Origin of the sequence: Frigidibacter sp. MR17.24 (assembly GCF_037095655.1) — a bacterium.
Classification (GTDB): domain Bacteria; phylum Pseudomonadota; class Alphaproteobacteria; order Rhodobacterales; family Rhodobacteraceae; genus Frigidibacter.
The window spans coordinates 86155-109349 of sequence record NZ_JBAWKE010000012.1 but is presented as its reverse complement, the minus strand read 5'-3'; the positions used below and the strand labels follow the sequence as shown (position 1 = coordinate 109349).

At 66.4% G+C, this 23195-nt stretch carries 18 protein-coding genes and 4 pseudogenes; 13 read left to right on the top strand and 9 right to left on the bottom strand.

Annotation, left to right across the window (positions count from 1 at the left end):
• Positions 1-83: 83 nt before the first annotated feature.
• Both V8J39_RS21845 and V8J39_RS21840 read left to right on the top strand, forming a co-directional pair.
• A pseudogene (locus V8J39_RS21845) lies at positions 84-275 on the top strand (IS5/IS1182 family transposase); the annotation flags it as partial.
• A 406-nt stretch (positions 276-681) separates the two neighbouring features.
• Entirely contained in the window at positions 682-2754 is a 2073-nt protein-coding gene (locus tag V8J39_RS21840; RefSeq protein ID WP_336463092.1) for a methyl-accepting chemotaxis protein, read from the top strand.
• A gap of 162 nt (positions 2755-2916) precedes the next feature.
• Here the strand turns inward: V8J39_RS21840 and V8J39_RS21835 are convergent.
• From V8J39_RS21835 to V8J39_RS21815, 5 genes and pseudogenes are all read right to left on the bottom strand, one after another.
• Positions 2917-3473: pseudogene (locus V8J39_RS21835) on the bottom strand (hypothetical protein).
• Between the two features lie 50 nt (positions 3474-3523).
• Positions 3524-4028, bottom strand: a pseudogene (locus V8J39_RS21830) (transposase); the annotation flags it as partial.
• A gap of 239 nt (positions 4029-4267) precedes the next feature.
• Positions 4268-5038: an HpcH/HpaI aldolase family protein gene (locus V8J39_RS21825; protein ID WP_336463091.1), complete on the bottom strand. Its 771-nt coding sequence runs from the start codon at positions 5036-5038 to the stop codon at positions 4268-4270.
• 22 nt (positions 5039-5060) lie between these two features.
• Entirely contained in the window at positions 5061-6248 is a 1188-nt protein-coding gene (gene bktB / locus V8J39_RS21820; protein WP_336463090.1) for a beta-ketothiolase BktB, read from the bottom strand.
• Between the two features lie 4 nt (positions 6249-6252).
• Positions 6253-7176, bottom strand: a complete 924-nt coding sequence (locus V8J39_RS21815) for a DUF6282 family protein (RefSeq protein WP_336463089.1) — start codon at positions 7174-7176, stop codon at positions 6253-6255.
• A gap of 230 nt (positions 7177-7406) precedes the next feature.
• Between V8J39_RS21815 and V8J39_RS21810 the strand changes: the two genes are divergently transcribed.
• The 5 genes from V8J39_RS21810 (at position 7407) to V8J39_RS21790 (ending at position 12384) form a co-directional block, all read left to right on the top strand.
• Positions 7407-8201 (top strand): IclR family transcriptional regulator, encoded by a 795-nt coding sequence (locus V8J39_RS21810; protein ID WP_336463088.1) that lies wholly within the window; start codon positions 7407-7409, stop codon positions 8199-8201.
• A gap of 269 nt (positions 8202-8470) precedes the next feature.
• Complete coding sequence (locus V8J39_RS21805; RefSeq protein WP_336463087.1) at positions 8471-9382, top strand: hypothetical protein; 912 nt, start codon at positions 8471-8473, stop codon at positions 9380-9382.
• A gap of 86 nt (positions 9383-9468) precedes the next feature.
• Positions 9469-10470, top strand: a complete 1002-nt coding sequence (locus V8J39_RS21800) for a TRAP transporter substrate-binding protein (protein WP_336463086.1) — start codon at positions 9469-9471, stop codon at positions 10468-10470.
• Between the two features lie 121 nt (positions 10471-10591).
• A complete protein-coding gene (locus V8J39_RS21795) occupies positions 10592-11113 on the top strand; it encodes a TRAP transporter small permease (protein ID WP_336463085.1) in 522 nt (173 codons plus the stop codon).
• Complete coding sequence (locus tag V8J39_RS21790) at positions 11113-12384, top strand: TRAP transporter large permease (RefSeq protein WP_336463084.1); 1272 nt, start codon at positions 11113-11115, stop codon at positions 12382-12384. Before V8J39_RS21795 ends, V8J39_RS21790 begins: the two co-directional genes overlap by 1 nt.
• Positions 12385-12685: 301 nt before the next feature.
• Here V8J39_RS21790 and V8J39_RS23595 read toward each other — a convergent pair.
• The 4 genes and pseudogenes from V8J39_RS23595 to V8J39_RS21770 all read right to left on the bottom strand — a co-directional run.
• A pseudogene (locus V8J39_RS23595) lies at positions 12686-12955 on the bottom strand (transposase); the annotation flags it as partial.
• A 167-nt stretch (positions 12956-13122) separates the two neighbouring features.
• On the bottom strand, positions 13123-13788 hold the full coding sequence (locus tag V8J39_RS21780; protein ID WP_336463083.1) for a GntR family transcriptional regulator: 666 nt from the start codon (positions 13786-13788) through the stop codon (positions 13123-13125).
• 99 nt (positions 13789-13887) lie between these two features.
• The gene (locus V8J39_RS21775) at positions 13888-14874 is read right to left on the bottom strand and encodes an NADPH:quinone reductase (RefSeq protein ID WP_336463082.1); all 987 of its coding nucleotides are present in this window, start codon (positions 14872-14874) and stop codon (positions 13888-13890) included.
• On the bottom strand, positions 14874-16040 hold the full coding sequence (locus tag V8J39_RS21770; protein ID WP_336463081.1) for a M20 family metallopeptidase: 1167 nt from the start codon (positions 16038-16040) through the stop codon (positions 14874-14876). The genes V8J39_RS21775 and V8J39_RS21770 overlap by 1 nt, the downstream gene beginning before the upstream one ends.
• A 173-nt stretch (positions 16041-16213) precedes the next feature.
• On the opposite strand from V8J39_RS21770, the gene V8J39_RS21765 reads away from it, so the two are divergent.
• From V8J39_RS21765 to V8J39_RS21740, 6 genes are all read left to right on the top strand, one after another.
• Positions 16214-17941 carry a M28 family peptidase gene (locus V8J39_RS21765; protein ID WP_336463080.1) on the top strand — a complete coding sequence of 576 codons (1728 nt, stop codon included), beginning with the start codon at positions 16214-16216 and terminating at the stop codon, positions 17939-17941.
• Between the two features lie 62 nt (positions 17942-18003).
• Entirely contained in the window at positions 18004-19614 is a 1611-nt protein-coding gene (locus V8J39_RS21760; protein ID WP_336463079.1) for an ABC transporter substrate-binding protein, read from the top strand.
• A gap of 31 nt (positions 19615-19645) precedes the next feature.
• On the top strand, positions 19646-20656 hold the full coding sequence (locus tag V8J39_RS21755) for an ABC transporter permease (RefSeq protein ID WP_336463078.1): 1011 nt from the start codon (positions 19646-19648) through the stop codon (positions 20654-20656).
• Between the two features lie 3 nt (positions 20657-20659).
• Positions 20660-21499 (top strand): ABC transporter permease, encoded by an 840-nt coding sequence (locus V8J39_RS21750; RefSeq protein ID WP_336463077.1) that lies wholly within the window; start codon positions 20660-20662, stop codon positions 21497-21499.
• Positions 21499-22338 (top strand): ABC transporter ATP-binding protein, encoded by an 840-nt coding sequence (locus V8J39_RS21745; RefSeq protein WP_336463076.1) that lies wholly within the window; start codon positions 21499-21501, stop codon positions 22336-22338. The genes V8J39_RS21750 and V8J39_RS21745 overlap by 1 nt, the downstream gene beginning before the upstream one ends.
• A complete protein-coding gene (locus V8J39_RS21740; protein WP_336463075.1) occupies positions 22335-23159 on the top strand; it encodes an ABC transporter ATP-binding protein in 825 nt (274 codons plus the stop codon). Before V8J39_RS21745 ends, V8J39_RS21740 begins: the two co-directional genes overlap by 4 nt.
• Positions 23160-23195 lie beyond the last annotated feature (36 nt).

Genomic DNA, 23195 nt, shown 5'->3' with positions numbered 1-23195 from the left:
TTGCGACGCGCTACGACAGATGCCCGAAGGTCTTCCTCTCGGCCATCGCTCTCGCCGCAACCGTCCTCTTCTGGCTATGAGTCCTGAGCCTAGAGGAGCGCGTCCCGGCACGGCATCCGCTGCGCAGGATCCGGTCTGTCGTTACGAACGCGCTTCGTTCGCTGGATGGCGCGTTCGATCGACGTAATGTGAGGGAAGGCAGCCCCTCGATCGCCCCGGAACAGTTGATCTGGGCCAGCCTGCAGCAGATCCTCAACTCGATCCGGTCCGAGCGGCCGCATTAGCGCAACAACGCCCTCGTGATGAAGCAAACTCTAGTTTAGATCGATAGACGTTGCCGAGGGCAGGTCATCGGGGCGAACTGTTGCGGCACCTCCGCGCGCCTGACCCGAGCCAGCGATGCCTAGTCCGGTCCCGCTTGGCCACAAACCCGGCATGGCCCGGAAGGGATGAGAATGATAACGCCTCCCGCGACCAGGCGATCCGCGGACAGGAGATAGTGGCGATGCGCACCGCTTTAGCCAGCCGTAAAGCCTTATCCGTCTTTGTTGCAGGAGATGTCTCCGAACCGATGAAGGTGCGACGGTGTTTCCGAAATTCAGGCTGCGACACGGAAAGAGACCCTCACCCCACCCCGCGGACTGGTTCGCAGCCGTCGAACGGAACTACATCTGTTGCAAGTTGACCCTCGACCGGAAGATCGTCGAGGCCAACGACCAGTTCCTGGCCGCCGCAGGCTATTCCCGCGAGGAACTCAAGGGCATGGATTACATGCTGCTCGTGCGCCCTCAGGACCAGAAGGACGTCGACTATCAGAAGGTCTGGGCGGATCTGGCCAAGGGCCAGAGCACGCAATTCATTCGCCCGCGGCTCAACAAGGCCGGTGAGGAGCGGTGGTTCGATGTCAGCTACCTGCCGGTGCTGGAGGCCGGCGGCAAACCCCACCAGGTCCTGGTCGTCGCCAGCGACATCACGGCGATGCATCTGCGCCGACGCGACAACCGATCCAAGGTGGACGCGCTGTCGCGCACCATGGCTGTGATCGAATTCGACCTCAAGGGGACCATTCTGGCGGCCAACAGCCATTTCCTCGACGCCACCGGTTATCGCCTCGATGAAATCGTCGGCAAGCATCATCGAATGTTCATGCCGCCGGGCGAAGCGGATCGCCCGGACTACGCAAAGTTCTGGAATGACCTCGGCGCCGGCGCCTCTTTCAGCGGCCAGGTCCGGCGCAGGACCAAGTCTGGCGAGATCTGCTGGCTCGAGGCGACCTATGAAACGCTGCTCGACCCCGAGGGCTGTCCCTTCAAGGTTGTCAAATACGCTTTCGACATCACCGCCAACAAGAACCGCGAGGCCGAATGCGACGCGAAGCTCGCGTCGATCGAGATGGTCCAGGCGGTGATCGAGTTCGACGCGCAAGGCAAGATCCTGCGGGCCAACGACCGGTTCTGCCAGACAATGGGCTATTCCGAGGCCGAGATCCTGGGCAAGCAGCATGTGATGTTCGTCGACGAGGCCTACGCCAGAAGTCCGGATTACGCGAAATTCTGGGAGGATCTGCGCGCCGGGGTGCCGCAGGCCCGCGAGTTCAAGCGCATCGGCAAGAACGGCAGGGTGGTGTTCATCGAGGCCAGCTACAATCCGATCCGCGACGCCTCCGGACGTGTCGTGAAGGTCGTGAAGTTCGCGGTCGACACCACGATCTTCCAGACCGCCCTGACCGAGGTCGGTGCGGCGCTCGATCGGGTCTCGCAGGGCGATCTGCGGGCAGAGATCACGACGGATCTCGGGCCGCTGGAAAAGCTGCGCATCGCCTTCAACGGCACGATCAGCAAACTGCGCGACATCATCGGCTCCGTCGCGGCGAATGCCTCCGATCTGGGCCAGGAAGCCCAGGCGATCGCCGCCGGCAGCACCGAACTTTCGCGCCGCACCGAGATGCAGGCGGCCACCCTCGAACAGAGTGCGGCGGCGCTGGAGGAACTGAGCGGCTCGATCTCGGGCACCACCGAGCTCACGCATTCGGCGCGTGCCGAGATCGAGGAGACGGCCCGCGAGGCGAAGACCTCGGCCGAGATCGTGGACCAGACCGTGCAGGCAATGACTGCCATCGCCGAGGCGTCGCGGCAGATCTCGTCGATCGCCGGCGTGATCGACGACATCGCCTTCCAGACGAACCTTCTGGCACTGAACGCGGGGGTCGAGGCTGCGCGCGCGGGCGAGGCCGGTCGCGGCTTCGCGGTTGTCGCCTCCGAAGTCCGGGCCCTGGCACAGAACTCGGCCGGGGCGGCGCGTGAGATCAGCGGGCTTCTGGTCGCCTCGGAGAAGCGGGTGGCCGAAGGCGTGACGATGGTCAATCGCGCGGGCGGCGCGCTCCAGAACATCATGCAACGGGTCGACAGCGTGACCGGAAAGATGGAGGCGATCTCTTCCGCGGCGTCCGAACAGGCCAATGGCGTGAAGGAGATGAACAACGCCGTCGCGGATCTGGACCGTACCACTCAGCAGAATGCCGCCATGGCCGAAGAGACGAATGCCGCGATCCTCACGCTCAACCAGCGCGTCGAAGAGGTGTTGCAGGAGGTGGCGTTCTTCGACGGCGCGCAGGGTCAGCCGCAGCCGTCCCGCGACAATGCATCCATGTTCGTCCGCCAGACCGGGGCACAGGCGTTGCGCCTTGATCGGAAGCGGAGTGTCGAGGCATCCCTTGACCATGAGCGGGCTCGAGGGTCTCGGATAGCTAATTGAAAACGAATGCGTACCCGTCAGTAGTAAGTGGTTCACTCTGCGAGGTTCGCCTTGGCGCGCGCAGCGAGCCTCGCGCACGTCGCAACCAGCTACTCGACGTCGTTGACCGGCTGTATTGCGCTAATTGCCTGAGGGCAGATCTCCCCCTTTCCCGCTCTGTGTTCAGCCCACAGCGGTGATGTCGGTGGCGCCAAGTGTGTAGTGTCTGTTCATGCTAGCGATGCGGATCTGGATCTCTGCGGTGTGTCGATCCGGGGCAGGGGAGACGATGCGTTCGGCGCAGGGCCTGGGGCGATTCATTTGCGCCTCGACCCGAATTCGCACGTGGTGGCCGACCCACCGCTTCCGGTTCTTGATGCCACTGCTGTCTACCAGCAGGTTCAAGGGGGCTCAGGTGCGGCGGTAGAAGATCCGCACCGCAATCCGAGCCCAGCTGGCAAACCCTGCCGTGGCGGCAGGCCGAGCGATACCTTCAGCGTGAGGCAAGTTCAGATCGCTCGCGTCGGGAAAGCAGTCCCCCGAACTGTTTTCCGCTCCCCGCAGTCAGAGAAGGTCTCGGGATGACCAGGATTACCCGTCTTGGCTGCGAGCCAGGTCATCGTCGGTGCGTACCAGATCGAGAACGACCCGCGGCGGCGCAGAGCGGCATTGTCGTCGGACCGTGTCGTCGCGCGATGGCGAAGGAAGACTGCATCGGCATGGCCTAGGCTAACGCTCAAACCCCACGACCTGAATGCGCCTCAGCACTAAGTGCGACAATGCCCGACGGATGGTTCCACGGATGCACCTGGACATTGCGCAGGCAGAGGAAGCAAAGCCCAAAGCTCCTGCGCGCTCGCGTCAGGCCCACCGGCAGGTGCGCGATCGTCTCGGTCTCTTCGTCGCGCTTCGGGCTGTAGCGAAAGCGGGTCTCGCTGACGCCGAAGCCGCGACAGGATGGGACCATGTCCGCCATTGGTCGAAGGAATATGGTCAAATGCGATGCTGACCCCTCGTGTCGCCACAGCCTTCACGGCCACTTTGCGGCTTTGAGCCGGCTGCGCTACGTTTCCTCCAAGGTTTCCTTCAGCAGGTCGGCCTGCATGCTGAGATCCGCGAACATGCACTTCAGCCGGCGGTTCTCGTCCTAGAGCGCCTTCATCTGGCTCAACATCGAAGCGTCCATGCCGCAATACCTGGATCGCCACTTGTCAAAACTGGCCGTGCTGACCCCGTGCTCGCGGCACAGCTCGGGCACGGCCTCCGCCACTCTCGGTCGGACGCAGCACCGCCATGATCTGCGCCTCAGTGAAACGGCTCTTTTCTTCATCCAAGTCTCCGCGGCTTGCGACGCGAGAACCTTCTACGATCAAAGCCGCTGAAGCGCGGGCATGATTACCCGTCGCGCTGACGACTGGAGCACGAGCTGCGACAGCTCTTGCCAAGCAGCGGCCGTGGTGGCCAGCCCGTGCGGCGGCGGGGCGATGGCGGCTCGTCATCGCCCGGCCCAGGTCCGGTTGTACGGGCTGCGCCGTCACGCCGTCGTGGCAGAACCCGCGTGCGCCACGGCCGCAAGCCGCGCCGCCCCTTGCCGCAGCAGCGACTGATCCGACCCGCAGACGAAGACGGTAACCCCCTTGGCGTGCCACGGGGCGACCTGCTCGGCGGACCCGACGAACAGTCCGACAGCCTTTCCCGCCGCCGTCGCCGCCGCGATGATCCGCTCGATCTCTGCGTCCAGCGCGGCCGAGGGGAACGCTACGCCCATGGATTGCGACAGATCCGCGGGACCGATGAACAGCATGTCGACATCGGCGATCGCCGCGATCGCGTCCAGATGCTCCAGCGCCTCGACATCCTCGATCTGCACGACGGCGAGGCTGCGCGCATCGCTGGCGGTACGGTAGTCAGCGATGGTCATCCCGCCGTAATTGCCCGCCCGCGGCGAGGGCGAAAGGCCGCGCTTGCCACGGGCGAACCGCACCGCGTCGCACACGGCCTCTGCCGCGTCTGCACTGACGACATGCGGAACCATCACCCCGTCCAACCCGAGATCCAGAAGCGGGGCGATCCAGTCCGTGCCGCTGCCCCATCGCCGCGAGATCAGCGGCAGCCCCGCGGCCCTGCCGGCCAGTGCCAGGATGTCCATCTGACCGATGTCGATCGGCGCATGCTCCTGATCGATCACCACGAAGTCGAGGCTGGCATGGCCGAGGATCTCGACCACCTGCGGCGCGGGTGTCTTGAGAAAGCAGCCGACCAGCAGTTCGCCTGCCAGCACGCGCTGGCGCAGGGTCTTCGTCATGTCCGTTCTCCCCTTCAGACCGTCAGGCCATGGCCTCGATCACCAGGGCGATCCCCTGGCCGCCGCCGATGCACATCGTCACCAACCCATAGCGTCCACCCGTGCGCCGCAACTCGTACAATGCCTTGACGGCAAGGATGGCCCCGGTCGCGCCCAGCGGATGACCAAGGGCGATCGCGCCGCCGTTCGGGTTCACCCGCGCCGGGTCCAGCCCCAGCAACCGGTTGACCGCGATGGCCTGCGCCGCGAAGGCCTCGTTCGACTCCACGACATCGATCTGCCCGAGGGCGAGCCCCGCCCGCGCAAGCGCGAGCGGCACAGCCTCGACGGGCCCCAGCCCCATCACCTCTGGCGGAACCCCCGCGACGGCCCAGGACAGAAGTCGCCCGAGCGGGGTCGCGCCTCGTTCTTCGACCGCCTCCGCGCTGGCCAGCACCAGTGCCGCCGCACCGTCGTTGATCCCGCTGGCGTTGCCGGCGGTGACGGTCCCGTCCCGACGAAACACCGGGCGCAGCGCCGACAGCTGTTCGACGGTGGTGCCCGGGCGGGGATATTCGTCCTCGCTCACGAACTGCTCGCCCTGCCGGCTCTCGATCTTCACGGGCACGATCTGCTCGCGGAACCGCCCCTCGGCCAGCGCGCGCCCGGCACGGGCCTGGCTTTCCGCCGCGAACGCATCCTGGTCCTCCCGCTCGATCGCATGACGCTCGGCGACGGTCTCGGCCGTGATCCCCATTGCACCACACCCGAAAGGATCGGTCAGCGCCCCGGTCAGCCAGTCGACCAGCAGCGCGTCGCCCATTTTCCGGCCGGTGCGGACTTGCGGGGCGGTGAAGGGGGCGCGGCTCATCGACTCGGCCCCGAAGGCCAGAGACATGCGGCTTTCCCCGGCGCGGATCATCGTCGCGGCGGTCGCGATGGCCTGCGCGCCCGAGCCGCACAGGCGGTTGAGCGTCAACCCCTGCGAACTGGCCGGCAGCCCCGCGTCGATCGCCACCGCGCGCGCCAGATACATGTCGCGCGGGCAGGTGGGGATGACGTTGCCGGCCACGGCATTGTCGATATCCGCGGCGGCGACGCCCGCGCGCGCGATCGCCTCGGCCGCGGCGATCCTGCCCAGCACATCGGGACCGAACCCCGCCAGCGCCCCGCCGAAACTGCCGATCGGCGTCCGCGCCGCCCCGAGAATGTAGACGTCGGTCGTGCCCATCGCGTCAGTCCTCAAGGCCGATGACCGCTGCCGCGTTGCCCGCCACCATGGATCTGATCGCCGCGGCGCCATACCCGAGCCCGAGGCAGTCGCCGACCGCCTGCCGGAAGCCCTGCAGCGGTGTCAGCGTTCCGACCTGCCCGAGGTCCGAGCACAGGATCGTGCGTTCCGGCCCCACCAGGTCGATGAACGCCCCGAGTTCTTCCGTCGAGCGGTTCCGGAACTTCGACCCTTCAAGGAAGAAGGCCAGCGAATGCTCGACATAGGCCCCCATGTTCGCGATCTCGAGCGTGTCGTCGAACGTGGCGCCGACGATGTCCTCGGGATGGGTGAAGATCAGCCGCTCGACCCCGCGCCGCTTCGCCTCGGCGAAGACCACCTTGGTCTCCGAGACGTGGATGTGGCCGGATGCCAGCGCCAGCCCCGTCGAGGCGCAGACATCGAGGATGTCGAGAAGTTCGGGCCGCAGCCGCCCCTGTTCATCCGCCAGGGGGACGGCCGAGGCCGGTCTGATCTTCTGGGTGGATGCGGGATGCTGCCAGCCCGAGCTTTTTTCCCATTTCAGATGGTTCTCGGCCGCCAGCGTCGGCAGCCAGACGATCTTGCCCCCCATCGCCGCGGTATGTTCGACGGCATAGGGATTGAGACCGCCCACGACGTTGTTGAGCACGATCCCCGAGTAGACGCGGGTCGCAAGATCCGGATTGTGCGCCCTGATGAGTTCGGCGCAGGTCACGCCCGAATAGTCGTGGTCCTTGGTCACGACCGCCGCAAATCCCGCCTGCGACAGATCCCGTGCCAGATCGAGATGGTCGAGCGCGCGCGGCGCGATCGACGGGCCGGAGTGGACATGCGGATCGACCGCTCCCTGCAGGATCTCGGCGATCTGCGCCGGATCGGGGCGGTTCATCGTGTCGGCGGCTGTCATATCCTGTCCTCCCAGACGATCAGGGCGATCCCAGGACGGCTGCCGGATGGCGGGTCAGGGAAATCACCTCTTGTCCCGATCAGCGGAACCATGTTCTGATTATTTGTGACGCCCGGCGGGAGTCAAGCCACTCGTCGCGGGTTTCGGCCTCGCTCGCCGCGCTCGGCCGCGGTTGCACGAGGAATGCGAGCCGCTGTATGCGTCGATCACCATGAAGGAGGCGCGATCGAATGGCCGAAGACGACAGGAAGATCGCCGAAGGTCTGCAATCGGTAACCTTGACGATGCAGATCGTGGAACATGTCGCCCGCACGGGACGCGGCGTCGGGGTCACCAGCCTCGCCACGGCGCTCGGCACGTCCAAGAGCCGGATCCACCGCCACCTTCAGACGCTCGTGCAGCAGGGCTACGTGTTCCAGCACGAGGATTCGGAGCGCTACGAGATCGGTCATCGCCTGGTGTCGCTGGGGCAGGCCGTGCTTGAGAACACGGGCCTGATCCACGCGGCGCATGATCCGTTGCTGGAGCTGCGCGACCGGGTCGGGCGCTCGGCGGTCGCGGCGCAGATGACGCCGGACGGCATGCTGGTGATCGACACGGTGCCCGGCCCCTCGCTGATCGAGATCGGGGTGCGGGTCGGCTCGCTGCTGTCATTCCACGGCTCGGCCCAGGGCAAGGTCGCCAGTGCCTTCTCCTCCGACGCGTTCCGCCAGCGGGTGCTTTCGGGCAGGCTCACGGCCTTCACCGACGCGACGGTCACCGACCCGGTGCAGCTTGGCCGCGAGTTCACGGCCATTCGCGCGTCCGGCTGGGCGGTGGCCCCCAATCAGGCCGCCTTCGGACTGAACACCCTGGCCTGTCCGGTCATCGACGGCTCGGGCGCCGTTTGCGGCACCTGCGGCGTGGTCGAGTTGACCCAGGTGATGGGCGAGGTGCCTGATCCGGCGCATGTCGAGGCGGTCCTCGACACCGGCCGCAAGATCTCGATCCGCATGGGCTATTCGGGCATCTACCCGCCGGCCTGACCGGTCATCGCCATCCATCCCCGCATCGTCGACACGGGCCCGGAACACGGGCCCGCGATGTCACGCATGTCCGTGAAGCCCGTGTCGCGCCGCTTCACGGGAAGCGTCTTGACAGCTTGGGCGAGACGCCCGTATGTTCCGTTTGTAGAAACCGTGTGCCGCTGAACGGGACGAATATCGGCGGCGCGGTGGAGTGCACCGCAGGTCCTGCCGCGAGGAGGCGGGACGAGGAGGGCGAACGGCGCAGGCCGTTCGAGGGAGGTTCGACCATGTACGACAAGACAGACCCGCGCGCGGCGCTGGCAGCTGCGAAACCGGGCGACATGCTATCGCGCACTGGCCTCGTGGCCGAACCGCAGGCGGCCCAGTTTCAGGGCACCGCCCCGCAAATCGTCGATGATGCCGGCGAAAGCTGGCTCCATCGGGGCCACAACTTTCTGGTCGCCTACAGCCAGGCCGTGCCGGGCGGCCGTTTCGAACGGATCGGTCAAGTCGACGAATATGCCGTCCTGCTGCCGGAGGCGGGCGCGCGGATCACCTGGGAGGGCACCGTCGCCGAGGTCCCGGGCTTCTCGCTTGCCTTTGTCCCGCCCGGCGACAGCAGTGTCGAGATGCCCGGGGGGGGGACCCTTGTCCGCATCTTCTCCACGCGGAGTGCCGACCTCGCGGCCCTGTGCGGCAATGCCGGCGGCTACGCCGTGGCGCGCGACCACATCCCGCCGTTCGCACCCTGGCCCGACCCGCCGGAAGGCTGGAAGCTGCGCAGCTACTCGCTGGATGTCGCGCCCGAGCCGGGCCGGTTCGGACGCATCTTCCGCTGCACGACCTTGATGATCAACATTCTGGACCCGTTCGAGGGGCCGCGCGATCCGGCGAAGATGTCGCCCCACCATCACGACGATTTCGAGCAGGGATCGCTCGCGCTCAGCGGGGACTTCACCCATTATCTCCGGTGGAGCTGGACCAGCGACATGTCCGACTGGCGGCCCGATGCCGCGCTGGAGATGCCCGCGCCCTCGATGCTCGTGATCCCGCCGCCGGTGATCCACACGACGCGGGCGACGGGGCCCGGGAGCAACCTTCTGATCGACATTTTCGGACCCCCGCGTGAAGACTTCTCGGCCAAGGCGGGATGGGTGCTGAATGCGGAGGACTACCCCGTCCCCTCGCCGAAGGGTTGAGATCGGCGACCGGGAATGTCGGTGTGGCGTGACGGTCGGGGGGACCGGCGACACCGACCCACCTTGTTTTCTGGGAGGAGAACCCAATGACCATCAGCAGACGCCTTCTTCTGCAATCCGGCGCGGCCGCCGGCATCATGCTCGCGACGCCCTGGGTGGCGCGGGCTTCCGGGCGGACCCTGCGGTTCGCCCATGCCGCGAACGAGGTGCATCCGGGCCACAAGATGTCCACCAGCTTCGCCGAGGCTCTGGAAGAGCTGATGCCCGGCGCCTTCAACGTCCAGATCTTCCCCAACCGGCAGCTTGGCGATGACAAGCAGCTGCTCGAGGGGGCGGTCGCGGGAATGATGGACCTGGTCAGCGTCTCGGGGGTGCTGGTGCCGCTGGTGACCGGCCGTCAGGGCATGAATGCCTGGCAGATGCCGTTCCTGGTGCGCGACTACGACCATTTCGGCGAACTTGCCCTGGGCGAGATCGGACAGAAGATCCTCGACGATCTTGCGCCCGCGGGGCTGAAGGGGCTGGCGACCGCCGACACGGGGCAGCGGAACTTCCTGTCGACCAAGAGCACCGCCACCAATGTCGCGGCCTTCGCGGGCCTCAAGACCCGGATCGTCCCGGTGCCGCTTCACCAGCAGATCTGGGAAGCGATGGGCACCGCGCCTGTCGGCATGCCTTATGGCGAGGTCTACGGGGCGCTGGAAACCGGTGTCATCGATGCCGTCGAGATCAACGTCTCGTCCATGCTGGGTGAAAACCTCTGGGAGGTCGGCAAGCACTTCACGCTGACGGGCCACTATCCGTGGCACATGGCGACGCTGATGTCGCAACGCAGCTGGGACGCGCTCAACGACGAGGAGAAGGCCGCCGTCACCGAAGCCGGCCGCCGCTCGGTCACGGCAACCCTGGACTATGCCAAGACCCAGGACCTCGAAGGGCGCGAAACGCTCAAGGGCAAGGGCGTCGAGATCGTGCAGCTCGAGGATCTGACCGAGATGAAGGCACGGGTCGCGGCGCTGACCGAAACCTGGACGGAGAAGGACCCGCTCATTGCCGAGATGGTCCGTGCCGTGGCCCAGCAGGGCTGACCAGCCCGCTCCCTGACGTCGCCCCTGCAGATGAACCTCGGGGGCTTCCACGACCCATGAGGCACATCGAATGCAGTCCACTGGCCGAGTTCTCTCCGGTCTCGTCCGCGCCTATCTGAGCATGCTCCGCCTGCTGGCCGGGCTGAGCATGCTTCTGATCGTCGGCATCATGCTCGTGCAGGTCTTCTTCCGCTACGCGCTTGGCGGCAGCCTGATCTGGGCCGAGGAGCTGTGCCGCTACCTGCTGATCTGGCAGACCTTTCTCGTCCTCGGGCTGACCTATTCCCGGGGCGAGTTCGTCGCGCTCGATTTTCTGCCCGGCGCGCTGAATGCCCGGTGGCGCTGGATCCTGCGCGCGGTGATGGCGGTGCCGATCCTGGGCTTCCTCGGGGTGATGGCGTGGTATGGCTACGACTTCGCCTCGCGCTTCGATCGGCAGACGATCCCGGCGCTCGACTTCATCTGGACCGCCATCGCCGGCAAGACGCTCGGGCTGTCGATCCGCTGGGTCTACATTTCGGTGACCGTCGGGCTGGGCCTTCTGGGCATCCACGTCATCGCCGACCTTCTGACGACCTTCCGCGGCCAATGTCTCGACAACCGCGCCACACCGACCCGCGACGCCGTCGATCAGGGGGCATGATGACCAGCTTCTTTCTTCTTTTCGCGGGGTTTCTGGCCTCGGGCGTCCCGATCGCGCTTGCGCTGGGCATCGCGGGCACCGCCTATCTCTATGCCTCGGGCAACGGCATGATGGCGCTGATGCTGCCGCAACGGATGATCGCCGGCGTCGATCAGTTCGTGCTCCTGACCATCCCGCTCTTCCTTCTCGCCGGCGCACTGATGAACGTCGGCGGCGTGACCGACCGCATCGTCACCTTCGCGCGCGCGATGGTCGGCCACCGGAGAGGGGGGATGTCCTCGGTGTCGATCCTCTCCTCGGGCTTTTTCGCCGGCATCTCCGGCAGCGCCACGGCAGAGGCATCGGCGCTCGGCTCGATCCTGATCCCGTCCATGGCGCGCCAGGGGATGCCGCCGGCCTACGCGGCCGCCCTGATCGCGGTAAGCTCGATCATGGGACCGATCATCCCGCCCTCGATCACGATGATCATCTACGGCGTCCTGTCCGGCGCCTCGATCGGGCAATTGTTCCTGGCCGGCGTGCTGCCCGGCATCGCCATCGCCTGCGGCCTGCTGCTGTACGCAAGCTGGCGCGCGCGCCGAGACGGCTTTCCCGTGACCGACAGGATGTCCGCGCGCGAGCGGTTGGTGCAGACCCGGCGCACCCTGCCGGCGCTGATCCTTCCCGCGATCATCCTCGTGGGCATCAAGGCCGGCATCTTCACTCCGACAGAGGCCGCGGCGGTCGCGGTCGGTTACGCGCTGATCATCGGTCTTTTGTATCGCGACCTGACGCCGACCCGGATCTGGGAGGCGATGATCGCCACCGCCCTGGTCTCGAGCTCGATCATGTTCATCACCGCGATGGCCTCGATCGTGAGCTTCGTGTTCACGCTGGAACAGGTGCCGACCATGATCGCCGAGGGCATGCTGAGCATCACCGACAATCCATGGATGATCCTGCTGCTGCTCAACCTGTTCCTCCTGATCCTCGGCATGTTCCTCGAACCGATCTCGATCCTGATCCTCACCATGCCGATCCTGTTGAAATTCCAGGCGCTGATCGGCATGGACCCGGTGCAGTTCGGCATGGTCGTGGTTCTCAACACCGTGATCGGCATGGCGACACCGCCGGTGGGCATCCTGCTGTTCATCACCTCGGCGATTTCCGGGGAGCCGGTCACACGCGTCATCCGCGAGGCCGTGCCCCTGATCGCGATCTGTCTGGCCGTGCTTGCGCTGGTGGCACTGGTCCCGCAGCTTTCGCTGGCGATCCCGGGCCTGATGCAATGAACGCGACGGCCGCGCGCGGGCCCGGGAACGACCGGCACGGGCCTGCGCGTCGCGTTGGTGCGCTGATTGTCTGAATGCCGATCTGCTCCTTTCCCGTTCTGCGCTCAGGCCCATGGCAGTGATCTCGGCGTCGCCGAGGGTGTCGTATCGGTTCATAATGGCGATGCGCTCGCCGAGGGCCTTGAGCCTCGACCCGACTTCGGACGTGGTGGCCGACCGAACGTTTCCAGTTGGCTCGTCCCAAGCGCCGCGTTTCGTGCAGGGTGTCGTTTCCGGCGCGCACGGCCGGGCGATCCTCTTAGTCCGGCACGGGCCAGTCCAGCCCCGCCATCCCGATCAAGCTGGCAACCAGCCCGTTCGCCAGAGGCAGGCCGACCAACACCTTCAGCGTCAGGCAAGTCTGAATCGCGCCTTCGGAGAAGGTCTCAGCATGACCGCGTCCGCCCGTCGTGGCTGCGAGCCAAGTCATCGCCGGGTCGAACCGGATCAAGAGCGACCCGTGGCGGCGCAGAGCCGCATTGTCGTCTGACCAGTTCGTCGCGCGATAACGGGGCGAGGAAGGCTTCGGCATGGACCGAAGCTGAGACTCACATCCACAACGTGAATCCGTCTCACCAATAAGTGCAGCAACGCCAAGGCGGCCGTTCCGGAGAGCAGGTCACCGCCAGTAGACCAAGCGGATCGCATGGGTGTGGCGCAGGCTGCGGACAGTTCGATCGCCCAGGTGCCGCATCTGGATCAGAGCAGTTGTTCGAGCGCCGCACGCCCGGCGTTCTTGACGTAGACCGTCGTCGCCTGCGCGGCTTTTTCCGCATCGCGATCCGTGATCGCTTGCACGATCTCGGCGATCTCGCCCATGCTCTCTTCGATCCGTCCCGCCTTCGAAACCGACTTGACCCTCAGCGCGCTGATCCGCGCGCCAAGGTAATTCAGCAGATCGAGCGTGATCTCCAGCCCTGCGACGCGGCCCATGTGATTGCTCATCTCGACCATCAGCGTCACCAAAGGCAGGACGTCGTCGCATTTCGCCGCGGCCTGGATCCGCAGATGGATCGCCTTGAGGTCGGCGATGTCCTGATCCGTCGCGGCACGGGTGAAGGCCTCGGCGATCCGGCTTTCGAACACGGCCCGCATCTCATAGATCTCGCGCGCCTGTGCCAGCGTCAGGCGCGAGACGACGGGGCCGCGGCGCGGCTCGACATCGACCAGTCGTTCAGCTTCAAGTTGTCGGATCACCTCGCGCACCGAGGCCCGACTGATGCCGAGTGCTTCGCACAGCTCGCGCTCGATCAGCCGGGTGCCCGCCGCGATCTCGCCCGAGATGATGGCTTTGCGCAGGTTGTCGAAGGCCTGCTGGCGCACCAGGACGGGCGGGCCGACTGTGTTCAATGCCTTGATGCTCATGCCCTGTCCGCTCCGCGTCTTGCGCCCGTGGCTCGGGGCGTGACTTGCCGTGTCAAACCGTATCGGTGGAAATTTCGCAAGGTTTCCCTCTGGCGGCGGCTAGTCGAGGACAAAGATGATCTTGCCCTTTGCCGTCCCGCTTTCAAGCAGGCTGTGGCCTTCGGCAATCTCTGACAGGGGCAGCGCATGTCCGATCGACGGCTGCAGCCCGCCAGCCGCCAGCCGGGCGGAAACGATGGCCGCCGCGGCCCGGCTGGCCTCGGGGGACAGGAGCGTCGCCTGCACGAACTGCAACACGGCCCCCTTCAGCGCAAAGTCGTAATAGGGCAGAACCGGCGTGCGGTTCGAGGTGGCGGAATAGGCCGCGATGCGGCCGCCGATCGCGATGCAGGCGGCGTCGATCGCGACATTCGCGCCGAAATCCACATCGACGATCAGATCCGCACCATGGCCGCCGGTGATCCGCGCCACTTCGGCTGCGATGTCGCAGGCGTGCCGGTCGAGGATGTGGTGGGCACCAAGCGCCGTTAGGTCACCGGCGCGCGCCGGAGTGCCATGCGTGGCGATCACGCGCGCCCCGGACCAGACCGCGATGTCGACCGCCGCGCGGCCGACGGCGCCAAGCCCGCCGTGGATCAGGACCCAGCGATCGGCCACGGGTCCGCCCGACAGGACGGCGTGGGCGGCGGTGATCGCCGGAACGCCAAGCGCTGCGGCCTGTTCGAAACTGCAGGTCGCAGGCAGGGGAATGGTGAATTGGGCGGGGACAGAGACGTAATCGGCGGCTGTGCCCCCGATCCGGCCATGGCCCGCGCCGAAGACCATCACCCGCTGACCGATGGCGCGCCCGGTCACGTCGGGGCCGAGGCCCGCGATGTCCCCCGCGCCGTCGCTGTGCGGGATCTGGCCGCCGGCGCGCACCGCGCCGCCCAGCCAGCCGGAGCGGCGCTTGGTGTCATGCGGGTTCAGGCCCGAAGTGCGCAGGCGCACCAGAACCTCGCCGCGTTCGGGGCTTGGTCTGGGGCGATCTTCGGCCCGCAGCACATCCGCCGCGGCACCGAAGGTATGATAGACATGGGCGCGCATCACGCGTCGGGGCCCTCGGCAAGGCGCAGGATCGAAAGCGCCAGCGCCTGCGCGCGGGGCAGGAAGGTCGTCAGTTCCAGATATTCCTCGTCGCTGTGCGCGCGCCCGCCAACCGGGCCGGTGGCGCAGATCGTGGGGACCCCGAGCGCCGCGGTGATGCCGCTGTCGGCGCAAGAGCGGGTGAATTCGCCGGTCAGCGTCAGGCCGGCTTGCGCGGCGGCACCGGTGTAGAGCGCCAGCACCGTGTCCTGTTCCGGGGTCGTGACCACGGGCAGGAATTCCCCGATGATCTCGACCGTGCAGGTGGTGTCTTCGACACTGATTTCGGCTGCGACGGCCATGATCTTGGCGATCAGCCCGTCGCGGTCGGCGGGATTGCCATAGCGCAGGTCGATCTCGCAGGCCGCCACGGGGGCCACGGTGTTGACCGACAGCCCGCCCGAAACCAGTCCCACGTTCACCGACACGTCCGGATCCTTGGTGGTCAGCGCCGTCCAGGCCTCGATCTTGCGCGCAAGCGCAAGGATGGCGCTGCGGCCGTATTCATAATCGAGGCCGGCATGGGCGGCGCGGCCGGTGAAGGCCGCGCGGAAGAAGATGCCGCCGCGCCGGCCGGTGACGACATTGCCGCTGACCCGGCCCGGTTCGGCGTTGAACACGGCGCGGGCACCCCGCGCGGCGGCTTCGATGGCGGGGCGGCTGGCCGGGGTGCCGATCTCTTCGTCCCCGGTCACCAGCATGACGAGCGGCGGATGCGGCAGGCCGAGTTTCGCGAACGCAGTCATCACCAGCGCGTTCATCGCGAGGCCCGCCTTCATGTCGGCGACGCCGGGTCCGTAGGCGCGGCCATCCTTCACCGTATAGGGCCGGACCTTGGCTTCGCCCGTCTTGAACACGGTGTCGCGATGGCCCATCAGCAGCAGATGCGCGCCATTCGTCGTACCGGGCAGGCGGGCGGTGAAGGCGTCGCCGGCCGTGTCCAGCGCCTCGCGGCCGGTCTGGATGCCCTGTGCCGCGACAAAGCCCATGATCGCCTCGCCCACGGCATCGACGCCGGCCTTGTCGTAGGACCCGCTGTCGATATTGACGATGCGTTCCAGCAGGTCGATGGCTTCACCTTCATGCTCTGCCAGATAATTCATCATCCGCGCTTCATCTGCGTTCATTCCGATTTTCCCTGCTTGGCCGTGGTGTCCGCCCTGTCGATGCCATTCCGACAGAGCTTGACAGGGGCTTCAAGTGTTTGATGAGCTGTTAATCAGACTGTCTGACAAAAATACGGAGCCTGCCGTCGATGTCCCCGAAAGTTCCGGCAAGTGCTGAAAATATCCGCAAAGATGTGGAAGCCATCACCACCACGATCCCGTCGCGCGCCGCGGGGTCCGAAAACGGGCGGCGGATGGCCGAATACAGCCGCGACGCGCTGATCCGCGTCGGTGTGGCGGGGGCCGAGGTTCAGGACCTGCCCGCCATCGTCAGTTTCCCGGACCATGCCGATTTCATCGTGCGCGGGGCACAGGACCTGCGGGTGCAGGCCAACACCCTGGGCCACAGCCTGCAAACCCTGCCCGAGGGCATCGAGGGCGAACTGGTCTATGTCGGCTCGGGCGCCTTCGCCGATTACGAGGGCAAGGATGTTCGCGGCAAGATCATCCTGACCGAACTCTCCTATGCGCCTGCGCGCCATGAAAAGCAGCGGATCGCGGCGCTGATGGGGGCGGCAGGGGCGGTCATGATGAACTGGGGCCATCCGGAAAACGAGGCGGTGCCCTTCGGTTCGGTGAAGCCCGCCTGGGGCACGCCCACGCCCGACACGTTCCGCGATGAGATGCCGACGATCCCCTGCATCGGGATCTCGCGCGTGGCGGGGCTGAAGCTGAAGGACGATTGCGCGGCGGGCCCGGTGCAGGTCTGGTTCCGCACCCATGTCGAGAACGGCTGGCGCCCGGTGCAGATCACCGTGGGCGAGGTGAAGGCGCCCGAGGCAAGTCCCGAGTTCGAGGATTTCGTGCTGGTCGGCGGGCATCAGGACAGCTGGCCCGGCGCGCAGGCCACCGACAATGCCGCAGGCTCGGCCTGCACGATCGAGCTGGCGCGGATCGTGGCGGAAAGCCGCGCCGACCTGCGTCGCGGCGCGGTCTTCGGCTTCTGGACCGCGCATGAGACGGGGACCATGGCGGGGTCCGCGTGGTTCGCGGACCGGAACTGGGACCGGCTTCGGGAAAACGCCGTGGCCTATCTTCAGATCGACCAGCCCGCCTGCGTGAACACCCTGGGCCATTGGGCGACGGCGTCGAATGCCGAACTGCGCAAGTTCCACAGCCGGATCGAGGCGCAGCATCTGAAGGGCATCCCCGCGGTCTGGGAACGGGCGGTGAAGAACGGCGATTCCTCGTTCTTCGGGCTCGGGATCCCGATGTTCCACGGCGAAGGCACCATTTCCGAGGAAGAGATGGCGCGGACGGCGATGGCGAGCCTCGGCTGGTGGCACCATTCGGTGCATAACACGATGGACAAGCTCGACTGGGACTGGATGCAGGTCCATGTCGACATCTACGCCGCCTGGCTGATCGAACTTCTGACCGCTCCGGTGCTGCCCTTCAGCCATGTCGAGGTCGCGCGCCAGATCATCGAGCGGCTGGAACAGCTGGCCGCGCCCGGCGCTGCGGTGGGGCTGGACGGGGCGCTGAGCAAGGCGCGGCAGTTCGCGGCGGCGGCCGAACGGCTGGACGTGCTGGCCGATCGGGTCCGCGTAGGCTTCGACGCGGGGCAGGGCGACGAGGATGCGGCGCGGCTGGTCAACCGGGCGTTCAAGCGGCTGAGCCGCCTGCTGGTGCCGCTGCAGAGCACGGTCAAGGGCACCTATGGCCAGGACCCCTACGGCTACACGCCGCAGACCACGATGATCCCCTGTCTCTATGACATCCCGCACCTTGCCACCCTGCCCGAGGCAGAGGAGCGCTGGATGCTGGAGACCGCGCTGCGCCGCGCCCGCAACCGGGTTGCGGACACGATGACCGATTCCATCGCCCTGATCGACGATCTGCATCGTCAGATGGGGCGCTGACCAGACGGCGGATCAACCGCCGCAGATGACAGACCAAACCAACAACAGGGAAAGCTGGACTGATGACGAAGATCCTTTCGCAAAGCTTGCGCAACCGCCTGCTTGCCGGTGCCGCGAGCGTCGCCCTTGCCACTGCCGCCGTCTTCGGCGTGACCACCGGCGCGGCCAGCGCCACCGAAATGGTCTGGGCCGACACGCTGCCCTCGGGCCTGGATCCGCATGTCGTCTTCGACGTGCCGATGCAGATGTACATGCTCAATGTCTACGACAACCTGTATCGCTACCAAGGCAACCCGCCGGTGCTGGAGCCTTGGCTGGCCACCGGCCATGAGGTGTCGGACGACGGTTTGACCTGGAAGTTCAAGCTGCGCGAGGGCGTCAAATTCCACGACGGCTCGGATCTGACCGCCGAGGATGTGGTCTACAGCTTCCAGCGCGTTCTGGGCCTGAAGCGCGGCCCGGCCTCGGCCTTCCTGACCTATCTGAAGCCCGAGAACGTCACCGCGCCCGATCCGCTGACCGTGCAGTTCAAGCTCGACACGCCCTATGCGCCGTTCCTGTCGGCGATGCCGCTGGTGTCGATCCTGAATGCCGATGTGGTGAAATCGCACGAGGTGAATGGCGACTGGGGTTCGGCCTGGCTCTCGTCGAACGAGGCAGGCTCGGGCGCCTACACCTTCGACGCCGCGACTTACGTCCCGCAGGACACGGTGGATATGGCCCGCTTTGCCGACCACTTCCGCGGCTGGGCCGACAATGCAGCCCCGATCGACACGGTCCATGCGCGGTTCATCAAGGAAAACAGCACCCGCATCCTCGCCCTGCTGAACGGCGAAGTGCAGGCGACCGACAGCTATCTGCCCTCCGATCAGGTCGAGCGGGTGGAAAGCGCCGAGGGCACCCATGTCGCGACCGACGAGTCGATGCGCGTCATGGTGATCCGCATGAACAACGCCAAGCCGCCGTTCGACAACGCGAATTTCCGGCGCTGCCTGAGCTATGCGTTCAACTATGACGGCTTCATCGATGTCATCATGCAGGGCCATGCCAAGCGCAATCCCGGCCCGATCCCGGCCACGCTCTGGGGCTCGCCCGCCGATCTGAAGGGCTACACCTACGATCTGGACAAGGCCAAAGCCGCCTGCGATCTGGCGAAATCCGAAGGCGCGCCCATCGACCGCAAGGTGGAGATCCACACCCAGTCCGAGCTTGACCTGACGCTGCAGGCCGCGCAGGTGCTGCAGGCCGAAGCCATGGGTCTGGGCCTGAACATCGAGATCGTGCCGGACACCTGGGCGAACCTGACCGGGTCGATGGGGTCGAAGGACACCACGCCCGACATGTGGATCCATTGGGTGTCGACCTATTTCGTCGACCCGGAAAACTGGATCGGCCAGATGTACGACTCGCAGTTCCATGGCACCTGGAAGGCGTCGTCCTGGTACACGAATGCCAAGGTCGACGAGCTTCTGCGCAAGGCGCGCACCAGCACCGATCAGGCGGCGCGGCAGGCGGATTACGAAGACGCCAGCCGGATCGTCGTGGACGAGGCCGCCGACATCTGGATCTACAACACGATCCAGATGCGGGGCATGTCGGACAAGGTGAAGGGCTACAACTTCTCGCCCGTCGGCTCCGGGGCAGAGTTCCGCACCCTGTCGCTGACCGACTGAGCCGGCCCCTGAACAAAGCGAAGACGTTCCGATGATCCTGTTCCTGATCCGCAGGCTTTTGCTGGTCATCCCCGTTCTGCTGGGGCTGCTCCTGCTGACCTTCGTGATGATCCGCATGGTGCCGACCGATCCCGCGGCGGCCCTGGCCGGTGAAAACGCCACCGCCGCGCAGATCGCCGCGATCCGGACCGACCTTGGTCTGGACCGGCCGGTGGTCCTGCAGTTCCTGTCCTATCTGGGACAGGTGCTGCAGGGGGATTTCGGCGTCTCGCTTTATTCGAACCGCGCGATCGGGGCGGATATCCTGCAGCGCCTGCCGGCGACGCTGGAGCTGACGTTCGTCGCCCTGATCTTCGCGGCGGTCGGCGGCATCGCGATCGGTACTGCCGCGGCGGTCTGGCACAACAGCTGGTTCGACCACCTGATCCGTCTGGTGACGGTGGCCGGGCTGGCGATGGCCAGCTTCTGGCTGGCCATCATGCTGCAGTTCGTCTTTTCGATGGACCTTGGCTGGCTGCCCCTGCGTGGGCGGCTGCCGACGGGCATGACGCCGCCGATGGCGATCACCGGGCTTTATACAGTGGATTCGATCCTGACGCTGAACGGCACCACGCTCTGGGCCAGCCTGCGGCATCTGGCGCTGCCCGGCGCGACGCTGGCGTTCGGCGGGCTTGCGACGGTGGCGCGCTTCACCCGGTCGTCGCTGCTCGAGACATTGCAGAACGACTACATCACCTATGAACGCGCTGTGGGCTTTCCGCGCTGGCGGATCGTGCTGCCCTACGCGCTGCGCAATTCGCTGGTCTCGCCGCTCAACCAGATCGGCCTGCTGTTCGGCGGCTTCATCTCCGGCGCGGTGGTGGTCGAGGCGATCTTCGACTGGCCGGGCCTTGGCTCGTATCTCGTCGGCGCGATCCTGACCGCCGATTTCAACGCGACGCTCGCCGTGACGCTGGTCGTCGGCGTGATCTACGCGCTCGTCAATATCGCGGTCGATCTGGTGCAGGGCCTGATCGACCCGCGCATCGGCAAGGACCTGTAACCGATGCTCGTTCTGAAAAAGCTTCTTCGCGACATCCCGGCCGTTCTGGGCCTTGTCATCATCCTGACCGTGGCCCTGCTCGCGATCTTCGCCTGGCAGATCGCGCCGCATCCCGAACAGATCTACGGCACCAACATCCTGCGCCGCCTGCGCCCGCCGAGCGCGGATCACTGGATGGGCACCGACGCGCTGGGGCGCGACATCTTTTCGCGCGTGATCCTTGGCGCACGGTCGGCGCTGATCATCGCCCTGGGCGTCGTCGGCCTGTCGATGCTGATCGGCGTGCCGCTGGGCCTTTATGCGGGCTACAGCCGCGGCTTCGGGTCGAGCGCGGTGATGCGGCTGGCCGATCTGTTCCTGGCCGTGCCGCAGCTGATCCTTGCGCTGGCCGTCGCGCAGCTGCTGTCGCGGGGGCTGGAAAGCGCGATGATCGCGCTGTCGCTGACCTATTGGCCGTTCTTCACCCGCACCGCCTATTCCGAAACCCTGCGCATCCGGTCGTCGCTGTTCGTCGAGGCGCTGGAGGGGCTGGGCGCAAGCCCGCTGCGGATCGTGGCGCTGCATATCCTGCCCAACATCGCCGCCCCGCTGATCGTGCGCGCCACGATCGGGATGGGGTTCATGATCCTGACCGCCGCGACGCTCGGCTTCCTTGGCATCGGTGCCACGCCGCCCTCGCCGGAATGGGGGCTGATGGTCGCCGAAAGCCGCCAGTACCTGCCGCAAAGCTGGTGGTATGCGGCCTTCCCGGGCTTCGCGATCCTGCTCACGGTGCTGGGCTTCAACCTGCTTGGTGACGGTCTGCGCGATCTGGTCGATCCCAAGCTGCGGAGGTCGCGCTGATGGCTGGTCCCATTCTCGAAGTTCAGGACCTGCGGCTGTCGGTTCCGGGCGAACAGGGTCGGGTGGAGATCCTGAAGGGTGTCGATCTGTCCCTGAACCGGGGCGAGGTTCTGGGCGTGGCCGGGGAATCCGGTTGCGGCAAGTCGACCCTCATCAAGGCGATCCTCGGGATCAGCCCGCGCAGGTCGCGCATCGACACGGGGCGCATCCTGCTCGACGGGCAGGATCTGCTGACACCCGAGGGCGCGAAACTGCGCCGCAGCTTCGGCTTCATCCCGCAGGACCCCTGGCTGGCGATGAACCCCCTGTTCCGCATCGGCACCCAGATGATGGAGATCCTGCGCTGGAACGGCCTGCCCGGCGAGGAACCGCGCCCGATCCGCTGGCGCGACCGCGCCCGGTACCGCGCCCATCTGGTCAGCTTGCTGAAGGCGGTTCACCTGCCCGATCCCGAAGGCGCGCTCGATCGCTATCCGCATCAATTCTCGGGCGGGCAGCGCCAGCGCATCCTGATCGCCGCCGCCCTGGCCTCGCGCCCGCGGGTGCTGCTGGCGGATGAACCGACGACGGCGCTGGATGTGACCACGCAGTTGGAGATCCTGAAGCTTTTGCAGGATCTCGCAGAGGAATTCGACACGTCGATGCTGTTCGTCACCCATGACTTCGGCGTCATTTCGCAGCTGTGCGACCGGGTGACGGTGATGCTGGCCGGGCAGGTGGTCGAGACCGGCGAAACCCGCCAGATCATCGACGCCCCGCGCGAGGCCTATACGGCAAAGCTGATCGACGCCCATCCCGACCGCGGCGGGTTCTGCTTCTTCGAGGGGGCGCAGGCATGAGCAGGTTCATTCTCGAGACGCTGGATCTGGTGACGGAATTCACGGCGCCGAAGCGCCTCTTGCAAAAGCCGCGCCCCGGCGTGCGGGCGGTCGATGGCGTCAGCCTGCAGGTGCGCAAGGGCGAGGTGCTGGGGATCGTGGGCGAAAGCGGATCGGGCAAGTCGACGCTGGCGAAGACGATCCTCGGGCTGTACAGACCGACCTCCGGTTCGATCCTTGTCGATGGCGCGGAAACCCCGTGGCGCAGCCGCCGTCAGGTCCGCCGCGCGCGCGGCGCGATCCAGTATGTCCATCAGGATCCCGGCGCGGCGCTGGACCCGTGGTGGAGCATCGGGCGCACGCTGGACGAGGCGCTGGTGATCCACGGCAACCGTGACGGGGCCGAGCGCACCAGGCTCATCGACCGGATGCTGGAAGCGGTGGGGCTGACGCCGGCGTTCCGCAACCGCTATCCGCATGAGCTGTCGGGGGGTCAGCAGCGCCGGATCGGCATCGCGCGGACGCTGATCCTGAGACCGCGGATCGTCATTCTGGACGAGCCGACCTCGGGCCTCGACATGTCGGTGCAGAAGACGGTGCTGACGCTGGTCCATGGCATCCGGCAGGAATTCGATCTGACCTATCTGTTCGTCAGCCATGACCTGTCGGTGGTGCGCAACCTGTGCGACCGCGTGGCGATCATGCAGCGCGGCCGGGTGGTCGAAACCGGCGAGACGGCCGCGATCTTTGCCGACCCGCAGCACGATTACACCCGCACCCTGCTGGCCGCGGCGCCGACGCTGCAGTCGGGCCGGCTGAAGGGCGCGAAAGCGGCGGTCTGAACGCGGGCCGCAGGCGCCCGCGTGCGCGTTCCAAAC